This is a genomic window from Tateyamaria sp. ANG-S1 (genome assembly GCF_000814025.1).
Taxonomy (GTDB): domain Bacteria; phylum Pseudomonadota; class Alphaproteobacteria; order Rhodobacterales; family Rhodobacteraceae; genus Tateyamaria.
Genome location: NZ_JWLL01000006.1, coordinates 792,168 through 805,245 on the forward strand (window position 1 = coordinate 792,168; position 13,078 = coordinate 805,245).

Consider the following 13,078-nt stretch of genomic DNA (forward strand, 5'->3'; position numbering starts at 1 on the left):
ATATCCAAGGCATGATTAAATTCACCCCGATCCTGCTGGCCATCATTTACGGGCTGGTCATGTACCGTTTTTCGGTCTGGCGCATGGCGCGCGAGCTTGATGCGCAATCGACAGAGTTGGCCGACCCAATGCTGCGCCAAATGTGCGACCAGATGGCCGCTGCGCTGGATCTTGAGCGGATCCGGGTGCACATCTATGAGATTGACCCGGTCAACGGCCTCGCCGCCCCGGACGGGCGCATTTTCATCACGCGCGGGTTCTACAACAAGTTTCGGCAAGGGGCCGTATCCGCGTCGGAAATGGCGAGCGTGATTGCGCATGAGTTGGGCCATGTGGCCCTCGGCCACAGCCGCCGCCGGATGATCGACTTTTCGGGGCAGAACGCGCTGCGCACGGCGCTTGCCATGGTTTTGTCGCGCTTCATCCCCGGCATTGGCGTGCTGATTGCCAACGCTCTGACCACGCTTCTGGCCGCGCGTCTGTCGCGCAGTGACGAGTACGAGGCCGACGCCTATGCCGCCGCACTACTCACCAAGGCGGGCATCGGGATCGGACCGCAGATTTCCCTGTTCGAAAAGCTGGAAAAGCTCACGAAGTCAAACTCAGGTGCCGTGCCTGCGTGGCTGATGAGCCATCCGAAAACCACCGAACGGATCAAAGCGCTGCAAGATCTGGAAGCCAAATGGGCGCAGGTACCCGCGCCTTAACTGTGCCGCTCCAGTGCTTTGCCAAGACGCGGCAAGCGCGCTTTCTTCATCAGGCTGCGCATCGTCCAATCGTCGCCGGAAAGACGTCTGGCTTCGGTCAGAACCGCATGACCTGCGCGTGACACCGCCTCTGGCTGCGCCTCGAAACATCCCAGCAGGAAGCCGTCTGGATCGGCCCGCGACAGCCCCTCTTCGGCCAAGATATTGCGCGGAAAATCCTTGGCGTTCGATGTCAGGATGATGTCGGACGATCCTGCGATTGCGGCGGCCAGCACATGCACGTCCGCAGGGTCTGGCAGCCACAGTCGGGTCTCCAGCTCCGGGGCGTATCGGACAGTGGCGCGCGACCAACGCGCCGACAGCATGGCGATCTCACCGCGTGCCTGTGCTTCCCCGTCCGGCCCCAACCGCGCGGCGGCACGCGCCCATTCTTCAAGAATGCGGTCGGACCATTGCGGCTCGAACAGCCCGGCCGCGGCCACCCCCAGCACCACCTCACGCATGACGGTCGGGTAAAGGACATTGGCGTCGATCAGCACTTTCATAGGCGGAAGAACAGCGCCTTGAGATAGCCGCTTTCCGCCAGTTGCGGCAGTTGCGGGTGGTCCGGCCCGGCAAAGCCCGTGTGCAGCAGCGCAGGCGACCGACCGGCCCGCCCGATGCCACGGGCGGAGGCCGTGCGGAACTTGGCCAGATCGGCGGCGTGTGAACAACTGCAGAGACCCAGAATGCCGCCCTCGGCCACAAGAGGGGTCGCCAGCCGCGCCACCCGTTCATAGGCGCGCAGGCCCGCATCCAGCGCCTGTTTCGAAGGCGCGAACGCAGGTGGATCGCAGATCACCAGATCGAACTGCGCGCCTTCCTCCTGCAGCGCGCTCAGCACGTCAAACGCATCGCCCTGTCGTATGGCAAACCGGTCAGTGACGCCCATGGCAGATGCCCCCTGCTCGGCCAGCTCAAGAGCGGCCGCAGAGCCATCCACGCAAGTCGCATGGGCCGCGCCACCGGCCAGTGCGGCCAGTCCAAACCCACCCACATGGGAAAACACATCCAGCACGCGCGCGCCCTTGGCCACCGACTGAGCAAAGGCGTGGTTAGGCCGCTGGTCAAAGAACAGGCCCGTCTTCTGGCCGCCCGCCACGTCGGCCATGTAGGTGGCACCGTTCATCGGCACCGGGATCGGCGCATCCGGCATTTGCCCGGCCAGTATGACGGTCTGATCGTCCAAGCCCTCAAGCGCGCGGGTCCGTCCGCTGGCATTTTTGATCAGGTGCGTCACACCCGCGACCTCGGCAAGCGCTGCCGCGATCAGGTCCAGATGGGTCTCGGCCCAGGCGGCGTTGGGCTGGATCACGGCCACATCACCAAAGCGGTCAACGATGACACCGGGCAGGCCATCCGCCTCGGCGTGGATCAGACGGTAAAACGGCGCATCAAAGAGCCGCTCCCGCAGGGCCTGCGACTGTGAGATGCGCGCGCGCAGCCAGTCGGCGTCCACCGAAGCTGCTGGATCTCGGTCGAGGACACGCCCGACGATCTTTGAAAGCGGGTTAACAGCCACAAGGCCCAGGGCACTGCGATTGGCATCCTCAAGCACCGCGAGCGTACCGGGTACCAGCGCCTTGGTCCGACGGTCCAGTACCACCTCATTGGCATAGACCCATGGAAATCCATGGCGAATGCGCCGCGCATCCATCTTTGGACGCATGCGCAGAACGGGGCGGTCGGGGATGGGGGAGGCAGTCATAGCGCTACCCTCTAGTGCCAATGGCGGGACTGCGAAAGGCCAGAAATGCGCGCGACCGGTCGCGCGTTATGCATCGCGGGGCCGACTGCGCCACCCGCCGCGGCGGCGCGGCTGTCCTATCCTCTCCAACCCCTCTTTCAGCGTCTCCGTCATCGGATGGTCGGGATATGCGCCTTCATACCGCTGCAAAAGCGCTGTGATCAGATCAGCAGGCACCGTGGTACCGGGTATGCTCAGCGCCCAATCCAGAAAGATGGTCCGGCATTCCGGACCGGAGATCCCGTCAATGCGGTACGCTTCAAAGATCAGACCCTTGGGGTCCAGATCATCACCCTTTTGTATCACTCCGCTGCCCCTACCGCGTTCCCGATGATCCCCGCTGTGCGCTCAATTGCATCCCGCAACTGCCGCTCCGCCGCCTCGCGTACATCACAGCCAACCGCCCGCAGCAACACGTCCTGCCCGCCAGCACCCAGATCATCCATATCCACGGCCTGCGTGCTCAGCAGACGCGAGGCGATCTGCACGGCCCAGAGTAGTGCATGGGTCTGCGCCAGATGTTGTGCATCTGCGTCGCTCAGTACACCGGCGGCGACACAAGCGTCTAGCCCGGCGCTGACGCCCGACCGCAGCGCGCCCGTCAAAACGGCCCCCGTTTGCGCCAAGAGTTCGATGTCCTGCAAGCGCCCCGGCCCGATCTTGGCATCCCAGATAGACGCGGGCTGCTTGGCCGCCGCAATCCGCGCGCGCATCTGGGCGAGTTCGGCCAAGACGTCTGACTGGTCCCGTGGCCGCTGCATGATCTCTTCGCGAAAGGCAGCAATATCCCCGGTCAGCGCCTCCGGCCCCGCAACGACCGTCGCCCGCACCAGCGCCAGATGCTCCCACAGCCAGGCATCCTCGCGCTGATAGCGCTGAAAGGACGGCCAGCTTGTCGCAACCGGACCCTGATTGCCAGAGGGGCGCAGGCGCATATCGGCCTCATAGAGACGCCCCTGCGCCGTCTGGGTCGTGACCGCCGTGATCATGGCCTGCGTCAATCGCGCATAGTAGCTGCCGACGGGCAAAGGGCGTTTGCCCTCGGACTGTTCATCGTCGAGCGGGTCATACACCACGATCAGGTCCAGATCGGATTGCGGCGTCAGGTGCCCGGCACCCAGGCTACCCATCCCCAGGATGACGCCTCCACGCCCGGGCGGCGGCCCGTGGCGCTTGGCAAACTGGGCCTGCACCTCAGGCCAAAGGGCCGCGATGCTGGCGCGCGCCAGATCGCTATACTGCTTGCCCGCCTCGATGGCCGAGGTCAGTTGCCGCAAGTGATGCACTCCGATGCGAAAGTGCCATTCCTTGGCCCAGGCGCGAATGGCGTCGAGCTTGGCCTCGTAGTCATCCTCCGCAGTAAGGCGGTCCACCGCCATCTCGGTAAGCGCATCCCGCCCCGGCCAGGGGGCAAAGAAACTGCCGCCGATGACGGCATCCAAGACCGCCGCGTTGCGTGACAGATAGTGCGCCAAAGCAGGCGACGTGCCCACAATATCCACCAGCAGATCGACAAGCTGCGGGTTCGCCTCGAACAGCGAAAACAGCTGCACCCCGGCGGGCAGACCCGCGAGAAAGCCGTCAAAGGCCGCGAGCGCCTCCTGCGGCTTCGTGGCAGCGCCCAGCCGCTCCATCAGCATCGGCTCGATCCGGTCAAAGAGCGCCGCCCCGCGGGCACTGCGCAGCGCGGGATAGTTGCGCCAACGCGATTGCATGGCGGCATCCAGCGCGACAGTCGGGGTCGGCTCAGCAGCGTCGGGGGCAAAGAACCCTTCTGTCTCGGCGTGGACAGCCGACAGGCGGTCGCGCAACTCGGCCTCAAGCGCGGCACGATCCGTCGCCATCATCGCCGCCAGCCGCTCGAACCCCTCATCGCTGCCCGGCAGCTTGTGCGTCTGCGCATCGCGCTGCATCTGAACGCGGTGCTCCACCGTGCGGGCAAAGCGGTAGTGGTCGATCAGCATGTCGCGCGTGCCTGCTGTCACCCAGTCTTTCTCAGCTAGCCGCTGCAAGCCAGTCACCGTGTCGCGCACCCGCAGGTCAGCGTCCCGCCCCCCCGCAATCAACTGCCGGGTTTGGGTAAAAAACTCGATCTCGCGGATGCCGCCACGCCCCAGCTTCATATCATGGCCCGGCAGTGTGATTGGCCCGCCGGTCCCCTTGTGGGCGCGTATGGCGAGGCGCATGTCATGCGCGTCCTGCACGGCGGCAAAGTCGAGATGGCGGCGCCAGACAAACGGGCGCAACTCCTCCAGAAACGCCTGCCCCGCCGCGATGTCGCCTGCGCAGGGCCGCGCCTTGATATAGGCCGCGCGCTCCCATGTGCGGCCAAGGCTTTCGTAATACCGCTCTGCCGCGCCCGCCGACAGCACGACGGGGTTCACCGATGGGTCTGGCCGCAGCCGCAGGTCGGTGCGAAAGACATAGCCGTCCGGCGTCAGATCGCTCAGCACCTTGCACATGTCCTGCACCGCCCGCACGCAGGCCTTGCGTACAGCGGCATAGTCGGCGGGGTCATGGCGCGTTTCATCGAACAGGCAGATCAGGTCGATGTCCGAGGAATAGTTCAACTCGCCCGCGCCCATCTTGCCCATGGCCAGGACAAAAACGCCCACATCCGTGTCCGGTAGCTTGCCCCGACGCACCTGCTCTGCCAGCGCAGCGGTCAGGGCCACATCGCATGCCATATCAGCCAACCGTGTAAGCGCACTCGTGACCTGTTCCAGCGTCCACGCGCCTGCGAGATCCGCCAGACCGGCCAGCAGCGCCACCCGCCGCTTGGCCTGGCGCAGTGCGGGCTTCAACGTAGTGACGTCCGCTTCGGGCGGCGACAACACCTGTGCCAGCGCCGCGTCTGTGTCATCCATCGCCTGCGGCAGCCAGGTGGCCTCTTTCTCGATCAACCCAGCCAGGTAGGGGCTGCACCCGGCGGTGCCCACAATCACGTCGCGCATGTCATCGGTGATGTCAGGCACAAGTGCCGCCACCGCCGCCCCCCGTTCAGGATCAAAGGCGCGTGGAACGCGGGTGATATGGTCGGCCAAGCGCATGCGCGCACCATCGAAGCCGCGCGGGGGCGCGTCAATGCCTCTTGCACCGGCTTTCGTCTCACGACAGGGTCGCGCCATGAGCAAGAGCCTGAAACGTGTCCGCGCCACTCTTGAGGCGGCGGGCATCGATACCGAGATCATGGAAACGCCACTTGCCAGGACGGCAGCGGATGCGGCAACCGCGATCGGCTGCGAGATCGACCAGATCGCCAAATCCATCATTTTCCGGGGCGAGCACAGAGGGACCGCCATCCTGTTCATCACGGCAGGCGGCAATACGGTCGACACAGTCAAAGCGACTGAGGTTACGGGTGAAGCGCTTGGCAAGGCTGACGCCGCCCTGATCCGGGCCCAAACCGGCTTTGCCATCGGTGGGGTCGCCCCGGTGGGCCATATCAACCCGATCCGCGCCTTTTTCGACCCCAGGTTGAGTGATTTCGACGCTGTTTGGGCCGCTGCGGGCACGCCGCACCATGTTTTTCGGGCCGCGCTGGATGATTTACTGCAGCTTTCCGGCGCACAAATATCTGATTTTACGTCGTAAATCCAACATATGTAAAAAACATTCACATCAACCCTTGCAACGTCGGGTCACAACCCCAATCTTTTATGATGTGAAACGGCTTCACATACAGTCACACACATCACCGGGGCGCCGACCCCGCCTTTGTGAAAGGTTTGAAAATGACGTCCATGTCCACCACTGCCCCCGCCGAACACAGCGCAGGCGGCTGGTTTTCCAAGACCGAACGCTGGCTCGATGAACGCGGCAAGGGTGCCTGGATCGCGGCCATGGTCCTCGGTTTCATCTTTTTCTGGCCCGTCGGCCTCGCCCTGCTGGCCTACATGATCTGGAGCAAACGCATGTTCTCGAAATCCTGCACGCCGCGCCGCATGGGTGGCGCGATGACCACAATGCGCTCGACCGGCAACTCGGCGTTCGACGCCTACAAGGCCGACACGCTGCGCCGTCTGGAAGAAGAACAGCACAATTTCGAAGCCTTCCTCGAGCGTCTGCGCGAAGCCAAGGACAAGGCCGAGTTCGACCAATTCATGAACGAACGCGCCAAGGCCGCGAAATCCGAAGACTAAGCGCACGTCCGTATGTCGGCCCCGGCGCAATCCGGGGCCATAATTATGTCTGCACGGAGCACCCCCATGCACCTCGCCGATCCGATCACCCAGCCGCAATTCTATCGCGATGTCGCGGGCAAACGGTTTGCGGCATGGATCATCGACACCATCATCATCGGCCTGTTCTGTCTGCTGATCGTGCCCTTCACGGCGTTTTTGGCGCTCTTCGTGTTTATGGGTCTCTATGCAGTCGTGGGTTTCATGTACCGTATGATCACGCTCGCCACCGGGTCCGCCACGTGGGGCATGCGCCTGATGGCGATCGAGTTACGCGATGCCTCTGGCGCGCGTTTCGATCTGGGACAGGCCTTTCTGCACACGTTGGGCTACACGGTCAGCTGGGCGGTCGCGCCCTTGCAATTGATCTCGATTGTCCTGATGGCCACATCCAACCGAGGCCAAGGTTTGACCGACATCGTGATGGGCAGCGCCGCGCTCAATCGTCGTGCCCGGGCCTGACGGCACGTTACACACTTGTCAGCACAAGAAGCGCTGGTATCATCTCCGCGAAATAGTCATTGGATCCCGATGCGCCACACGCTTCCCCTTGCTCCGCAGTTCTACGTGACTGCGCCACAGCCCTGCCCGTATCTTGACGGGCGGATGGAGCGGAAGCTGTTTACCGCACTGCAGGGTGAAAACGCCGAAAAACTCAATGACAGCCTGAGCCAGCAGGGCTTTCGCCGCTCTCAGAACGTGCTCTACCGCCCGTCCTGCGCGGACTGCTCGGCCTGCCTTTCGGCACGGATTGATGTATCGGCCTTCAAGCCGTCCAAGAGCCAGAAAAGAACCAGCAAGCGGAACGCGAATCTGGAGCGGCGCGCGACCTCGCCTTGGGCGACCGAGGACCAGTATGCCCTGTTCCGCGAATATCTCGACAGCCGCCATGCTGATGGTGGCATGGCCGATATGGACGTGTTCGAATTCGCCGCCATGATCGAAGAGACCCCGATCCGCAGCCGGGTTATCGAGTATCTGGACAAGACCTCGGGCGATCTGATCGGCGTAAGCCTGACGGATGTCCTGAGCGACGGGCTCAGCATGGTCTACAGCTTTTACGCGCCGGACATGCAGCGGCACTCGCTGGGGACCTATATGATCCTTGATCACATCAAGATCGCGCAGGAGGCGAACCTGCCTTATGTCTACCTTGGCTACTGGGTGCCCGGCAGTCAGAAAATGGGGTACAAGTCCAAGTTTTCCGGGCTTGAGGTCTACCTTGGCGGGCGCTGGCAGAAGATGCGGGATCCGGAGAATTTCAGCCCCGATACGCACCCCTTGTCGACCGATCCGATTGCGGAGCAGGTGGCCAATATTTCGCTGCCGGACACGCGGCCGACCCATAAGCCTTGAATGGGCGTCCCATTGTGGGACGGCTTAGCACCTACGTGGAATCAAGGGCTTGCGGGGGTGGATTTACTCTTTGTTAGGAGTTGCGGTGACTACCGCTGCGCCCTTGGCTTCGGGGCTCCGCCCATTCGCAGGCGAAACGCTCCCCCAGAGCGTTTCCGGGAAGCCTGTTGCTCCGGGGCTCCGCCCATTCGAACCTCAAACACTCCCCCACGGCGTTTGCCGCTGCGCGGACCGGTTCGAATTCCCTGTTTCAAAAAAATCCTGGGGGAGCCGCCATGGGCGGCGGGGGCAAAGCCCCCTCATAATGAAGCAAGGGCGGCCATTTGGCCGCCCTTTCCTTTGGATCAGTTCGGGATCAGGTCCGGAATGAGGGTCACGATCCCCGGGAACGTCCACAAGAGCGCGAGCCCTGCCACCTGGATCAACACGAAGGGGATGATCCCGCGGTAGATGTGGCCGGTCGTGACCTCCTTCGGTGCAACCCCCCTGAGATAGAAGAGCGCAAAGCCGAAGGGCGGTGTCAGGAAGGACGTCTGCAGGTTCACCGCGATCATGATCGTCACCCATTTGGGATCAAACGTGCCGCCGTAGATCACAGGTCCCACAATCGGGATCACGATGTAGATGATCTCGAGGAAGTCCAGAACGAAGCCCAGCACGAACAGCACCAGCATCACGATCAGGAAGACCGTGAACTCGTTGTCAAAGGACTTGAGGAACTGTTGGATGTAATGCTCGCCCCCGAAGGAGATGACCACGAGGTTCAGAAGCTGCGAGCCGATGAGGATGGTGAAGACCATCGACGTGACCTTGGCCGTCTCCCGCACCACCGGCGACAGAACGCCCGAGGTGTAGAGGATCCAGCACGAGAACAGCAGACCGAACAGCGCATAGAGATAGGCGCCATAGGCCACGAAGAAGGCGAACCAGCTTTGCGCGGACACGTTCTGCTGGTTGATCCGCAGATCGAAGTTCACCCCGACAAGGATACAGACCACGATGGCCAACGTGGACCAGATGATCACCTTGGGGCTACGGTCCATATCCGTCAGCTTCCGGTAGGCCGCGAGCATGATCGCCCCACCTGCCCCCAGTGCAGCCGCAGGCGTCGGGTTGGTGATGCCGCCCAGGATCGAGCCAAGCACGGCGACGATCAGGATCAGCGGCGGGAAGACCACGCGCACCAGCTCGTTCTGGGCGCAACGCTTCACGCCCTCGACCACGCCATACATGATCAGCGCGAAGGGGATCGCCATGACGAACACGTAGTAGCCCGCGCTGTTGAGCGGCCCGAGCAGGATGATGTCAGCCATAAGCGCCAACACCACCCCGATCCCACCGATCAGCAGCGGCTGGTTTTCACGGCTGGGCGCGATGCCCTTGGCCGTGGTCAGGATCAGGCCGAGCAGGACCAGCAGGATGGCCGTGCCTGTGCCGATGGGCGCTGCATTTGCGACCTTGGCGTCGACAGCTGCGGCGAATTCCTCGTCCGTGAGGCGCTGGGATTGCTGCACGCCACCGTTGGCGTCGATCTCTTCCTGTTGAGCGACAGCGTCGTCCCAGGCCGCCTGACCATGCAATTCGATCATCGCCGCTTTGCACTCGTCACCGACATTGGTGCGCAGGCTGGCTGATTGACCAATGTCAGAGAAGGCCGAGACCTGCGTGGATTGGCTGCCCACGACGTTGAGGTTGCCCAGCAGGATCGTGCCCACGATGATCAGGACAGGTGCGCCCAGGAACCATGTGAAGGCTTCGTTGCGGGTGATCGGTTCGGCGTTGGTGGCGCCCATTTCGACCGCAGGCGCCTTGTCCGGGTTCAAAAGCGCGTAGCCGAAGGCGTAGAGCGCATAGAGCAGCGCCAGCATGATCCCCGGCAGGAGTGCCGCCTGGAACAGCGTGCCCACCGACACGACCGCAGGTTCCCCCAAATAGGTCAGCGCGTCGGTACAGCCCGCAAGCTGCGCGCGGTTTTCCTGTGCGGCCGAATAAAGGTCACCGGCCAGCGTGCCCAGAAGAACGATCACAATAGAGGGCGGAATGATCTGCCCCAGCGTGCCGGAGGCCGCGATGACCCCTGTTGCGATTTCCGGCGAGTAGTTGTTGCGCAGCATGGTCGGCAGGGCGAGCAGACCCATCGTGACCACGGTTGCGCCAACGATCCCGGTGGAGGCCGCGAGGAACGCGCCCACGACAACAATCGACACCGCCAGACCGCCGGGCAGCGGGCCAAAGACGCGCGCCATGGTGGTCAGCAGGTCGTTTGCAATCTTGGACCGCTCCAGTGTGATGCCCATCAGCACGAACATCAGCACCGCCAGCAGCGTTTCAATCGACTGGCCCGCGAGGACACGTTCGTTCATCCGGTTCACGACAAAGGACACGTTGCGGTCAAGCGCCACTTCCCAGCCACGGGGGAAGACGGGTTCACCGATGCGCGGCAAGTCCGGGTATCGGAAGACGCTGATCGTGTCGGGTTTGATGCCTGAGTTCACGAGGTCGCGGTAGGCTTGTGTGCTTTGGTCAATCGCCTGGTGGATCAGTAGCCCCGCACTGTCGAGTGCAGCGATGATCCCGAAGGAAATGACACCCGCCCCCGCGATGGCGAAAGCCACGGGAAAGCCGGAAAGAATGCCGCCGAAGAGGCAGATAAAGACGATGATCAGGCCGATCTCTACGCCATCAAGTCCAAACAACATGGGTCAGCCCTTACTTGAGTTCTTGGGTGCGCGTGCTGCGCGAATTGGATGTTTGAGCGGCCATCATCAGTGTGTCCCCTCGTAGGCTTCTTCGCCCTCGCCCAGGCTGTCGCGGTCGAGGTATTTGCCTGCGCTTTCTTCGCCTTCCTTCCATTCGAGGAAGGAGCGGTAGAAGAAGGCAATGGCGTGCAGGAAGACGAGCCCGGCAAAGGCCACCAGCAGGATTTTGAACAGGAAGTAGCCGTTGAAGCCGTTGGGGCTGAAGCCGATGGTTTCGACGTTCCAGCGCACCGCCCGTGCCGAGCGTTCCGCCCGTTCGAGGTCCCAGCTTGCCGCCGGTTTCGGAGTCACCAGGTGCCGCCACAGGAAGTACCAGCCATACATCCAGATCAGCGTGGCCGAGGGTGCCATGAACAGGACACAGCCGCACATGTCGATGATGCGCTTGGTCCGGTGCTTGACCGCCGAGTAGATCAGGTCGACCCGCACGTGTCCGCCCTGCACAAACGTATAGGTGACGCAAAGGCAGACGACGAGTGCGTTGTAGAGTTTCAGCTCTTCCGCAAACCACGAGATGTCGAATTGCAGCGGGATGCCGAAGCCGATGGAGATGTCGGGCCGGGTGAAGATCCGCTGCATGAACACGATGATGATCTGCTGGATCACCATCAAGAGACCCGCCCAGGCAAAGAAGCGGCCGGTGGTGTTGGCGATGCCCTCCATCACCCGCACGCAGCCCCACATGAATTCGTTGCGCCAGAGCCCGATGGCCGTGACCACGACGATGATCGCGAGGATGGCAAAGAAGAACTCGACCGAGCCGCCGTAGTAGATGAATTTCATCAGCGACAGCTTGTCTTCGTCGGTGTTGGCCCAGGTGACCCAGTCCAGCCATGACCCCGGGTGGCTGATCGCATAGGCGATGTTGTAGAAGGCCATTGCGAGGTTCTGAAAGAACCACAGGATGCCGTCTATCAACGTTGCAAAGGTGCCCGCGGCTTCCGCCCCGTTCTCGTTTTCCATGGATGTGCCCCCTGCGATGCGGCCCTGTGCTGGCCCGCGGATCGCCTCAGTTCCTCACGTGGACCAAGGGCCCCGATCATCGGGGCCCTTGATGTGGTTTGATGGTGTCGGCTTAGCCGCCCAGCACGCGCACGCGCTGTTGGACGTAGTAGCCGTCGGATTTGTTAATCCAGCTTGCGGAGTTGGCGAGGCTGGCTTCGAACGAGGCGCGGATTTTCGCAAAGAGCTCGTCGCCCATGTTCTCGTCCATGACCTCTGCCGAGGCGGCACCGAATGCGTCCCAGACGTCGTCCGAGAATTGCAGCGTCTTGACGCCCTGCTGTTGCAGACGGGCCAGGGCCGCACCATTGTTGGCCAGTGTTTCGGCCAGCTGGTAGTGCGTGGTGGCGCGCGATGCGTTGGTCAGGATCGCTTGCTGTTGCGGTGTCAGGTCGTTCCAGACGTCGAGGTTGACGTTGGCGGCCAGAGCCGAGCCAGGCTCGTGGAAGCCGGCGGTGTAGTAGACTTTCGCCACTTCCTGGAAGCCCGCGCGTTCGTCAGCCATCGGGCCAACCCACTCCAGACCGTCGAGGGCACCAGAGGACAGCGCCTGATACAGTTCGCCACCGGGGATGTTTTGGACGGATGCGCCCAGTTTACCCAGAACCTTGCCGCCCAGACCGGGCATACGGAACTTCAGGCCGTTGAAGTCAGCCGCTGAGTTGATCTCGTTGCGGAACCAGCCACCGGATTGCGAACCGGAGTTACCGGCCAGCAGACCCTTGAGGTTGAAGATTTCGCCCAGCTCGTCGTGCAGCTCCTGGCCGCCGCCGTGCTCGTACCAGTTGGTCACTTCCTGCGCGGTGCCGCCGAAGGGCACGGCGGTGAAGTAGGCGTAGCCCGGGTGCTGACCGATGAAGTAGTAGTCAGCCGAGTGATACATGTCCGCCTGGCCCGACGACACGGCGTCGAACACTTCGAAGGCGCCCACAAGCTCACCGGGGGCTTTTTTCTCGATGGTCAGCTGGCCATCGGACATCGCGCCCACGAATTGCTCAAGATACGTTGCCGCATCATCCAGAACGGCAAAGCCGCGCGGCCACGAGGTGACCATTGTCAGCGTGCGCTTGCCTTGCGCATACGCCGGTGCGGCCAGCGTCGTGGCGGCGGCAGCCGAACCACCCAGTGCCGATGTCTTTAGAAAAGAACGACGATCCATAGAGATACTCCTCCCAATTATAACACCCGTCCCCTCCCAGGGCGGGCGGATCGTTTCGAGTGCGGCCACATTAGTGATGAGGTCCGCGAAGAAAATACCTAGTACTGCGTAGAAAGCTGGCAATTTGC

At 62.6% G+C, this 13,078-nt stretch carries 12 protein-coding genes; 5 read left to right on the plus strand and 7 right to left on the minus strand.

What is annotated here, in order from left to right; all coding sequences use genetic code 11:
* Positions 1 to 11 precede the first annotated feature (11 nt).
* On the plus strand, positions 12 to 707 hold the full coding sequence (locus RA29_RS15240; RefSeq protein WP_039687872.1) for a M48 family metalloprotease: 696 nt from the start codon (positions 12 to 14) through the stop codon (positions 705 to 707).
* Here RA29_RS15240 and RA29_RS15245 read toward each other — a convergent pair.
* The 4 genes from RA29_RS15245 to RA29_RS15260 all read right to left on the minus strand — a co-directional run bounded on the left by RA29_RS15245 (position 704) and on the right by RA29_RS15260 (position 5,543).
* A complete protein-coding gene (locus RA29_RS15245; RefSeq protein WP_039687315.1) occupies positions 704 to 1,252 on the minus strand; it encodes a PIN domain-containing protein in 549 nt (182 codons plus the stop codon). The two genes, RA29_RS15240 and RA29_RS15245, sit on opposite strands and share 4 nt — an antisense overlap.
* Positions 1,249 to 2,454 (minus strand): class I SAM-dependent rRNA methyltransferase, encoded by a 1,206-nt coding sequence (locus RA29_RS15250; RefSeq protein ID WP_039687317.1) that lies wholly within the window; start codon positions 2,452 to 2,454, stop codon positions 1,249 to 1,251. The genes RA29_RS15245 and RA29_RS15250 overlap by 4 nt, the downstream gene beginning before the upstream one ends.
* Before the next feature lie 66 nt (positions 2,455 to 2,520).
* Complete coding sequence (locus tag RA29_RS15255) at positions 2,521 to 2,796, minus strand: hypothetical protein (protein WP_039687874.1); 276 nt, start codon at positions 2,794 to 2,796, stop codon at positions 2,521 to 2,523.
* Positions 2,796 to 5,543: a [glutamate--ammonia-ligase] adenylyltransferase gene (locus tag RA29_RS15260; protein ID WP_039687876.1), complete on the minus strand. Its 2,748-nt coding sequence runs from the start codon at positions 5,541 to 5,543 to the stop codon at positions 2,796 to 2,798. The genes RA29_RS15255 and RA29_RS15260 overlap by 1 nt, the downstream gene beginning before the upstream one ends.
* A 76-nt stretch (positions 5,544 to 5,619) precedes the next feature.
* Here RA29_RS15260 and RA29_RS15265 point away from each other — a divergent pair, with 76 nt between their 5' ends.
* From RA29_RS15265 to RA29_RS15280, 4 genes are all read left to right on the plus strand, one after another.
* A complete protein-coding gene (locus tag RA29_RS15265) occupies positions 5,620 to 6,087 on the plus strand; it encodes a YbaK/EbsC family protein (RefSeq protein ID WP_039687320.1) in 468 nt (155 codons plus the stop codon).
* Between the two features lie 140 nt (positions 6,088 to 6,227).
* On the plus strand, positions 6,228 to 6,635 hold the full coding sequence (locus tag RA29_RS15270; protein ID WP_039687323.1) for a DUF2852 domain-containing protein: 408 nt from the start codon (positions 6,228 to 6,230) through the stop codon (positions 6,633 to 6,635).
* Positions 6,636 to 6,701: 66 nt separating this feature from the next.
* On the plus strand, positions 6,702 to 7,136 hold the full coding sequence (locus tag RA29_RS15275; RefSeq protein WP_241462621.1) for an RDD family protein: 435 nt from the start codon (positions 6,702 to 6,704) through the stop codon (positions 7,134 to 7,136).
* Positions 7,137 to 7,205: 69 nt separating this feature from the next.
* On the plus strand, positions 7,206 to 8,030 hold the full coding sequence (locus tag RA29_RS15280; protein ID WP_039687327.1) for an arginyltransferase: 825 nt from the start codon (positions 7,206 to 7,208) through the stop codon (positions 8,028 to 8,030).
* A 344-nt stretch (positions 8,031 to 8,374) separates the two neighbouring features.
* Here RA29_RS15280 and RA29_RS15285 read toward each other — a convergent pair whose 3' ends face one another.
* The 3 genes from RA29_RS15285 to RA29_RS15295 form a co-directional block, all read right to left on the minus strand.
* Positions 8,375 to 10,729, minus strand: a complete 2,355-nt coding sequence (locus RA29_RS15285; protein WP_039687329.1) for a TRAP transporter large permease subunit — start codon at positions 10,727 to 10,729, stop codon at positions 8,375 to 8,377.
* Between the two features lie 66 nt (positions 10,730 to 10,795).
* The gene (locus RA29_RS15290; protein ID WP_193743540.1) at positions 10,796 to 11,752 is read right to left on the minus strand and encodes a TRAP transporter small permease subunit; all 957 of its coding nucleotides are present in this window, start codon (positions 11,750 to 11,752) and stop codon (positions 10,796 to 10,798) included.
* A gap of 112 nt (positions 11,753 to 11,864) precedes the next feature.
* Positions 11,865 to 12,950, minus strand: coding sequence for a TRAP transporter substrate-binding protein (locus RA29_RS15295; RefSeq protein WP_039687331.1), 1,086 nt, complete (start codon positions 12,948 to 12,950; stop codon positions 11,865 to 11,867).
* Positions 12,951 to 13,078 lie beyond the last annotated feature (128 nt).

Excerpts from the sequence above, each read along its gene's own strand:
- RA29_RS15240 (WP_039687872.1), top strand. The coding sequence starts at position 12 with ATGATTAAATTCACCCCGATCCTGCTGGCCATCATTTACGGGCTGGTC.
- RA29_RS15245 (WP_039687315.1), bottom strand. The coding sequence starts at position 1,252 with ATGAAAGTGCTGATCGACGCCAATGTCCTTTACCCGACCGTCATGCGT.
- RA29_RS15250 (WP_039687317.1), bottom strand. The coding sequence starts at position 2,454 with ATGACTGCCTCCCCCATCCCCGACCGCCCCGTTCTGCGCATGCGTCCA.
- RA29_RS15260 (WP_039687876.1), bottom strand. The coding sequence starts at position 5,543 with ATGCGCTTGGCCGACCATATCACCCGCGTTCCACGCGCCTTTGATCCT.
- RA29_RS15265 (WP_039687320.1), top strand. The coding sequence starts at position 5,620 with ATGAGCAAGAGCCTGAAACGTGTCCGCGCCACTCTTGAGGCGGCGGGC.
- RA29_RS15270 (WP_039687323.1), top strand. The coding sequence starts at position 6,228 with ATGACGTCCATGTCCACCACTGCCCCCGCCGAACACAGCGCAGGCGGC.
- RA29_RS15275 (WP_241462621.1), top strand. The coding sequence starts at position 6,702 with ATGCACCTCGCCGATCCGATCACCCAGCCGCAATTCTATCGCGATGTC.
- RA29_RS15280 (WP_039687327.1), top strand. The coding sequence starts at position 7,206 with ATGCGCCACACGCTTCCCCTTGCTCCGCAGTTCTACGTGACTGCGCCA.
- RA29_RS15285 (WP_039687329.1), bottom strand. The coding sequence starts at position 10,729 with ATGTTGTTTGGACTTGATGGCGTAGAGATCGGCCTGATCATCGTCTTT.
- RA29_RS15290 (WP_193743540.1), bottom strand. The coding sequence starts at position 11,752 with ATGGAAAACGAGAACGGGGCGGAAGCCGCGGGCACCTTTGCAACGTTG.
- RA29_RS15295 (WP_039687331.1), bottom strand. The coding sequence starts at position 12,950 with ATGGATCGTCGTTCTTTTCTAAAGACATCGGCACTGGGTGGTTCGGCT.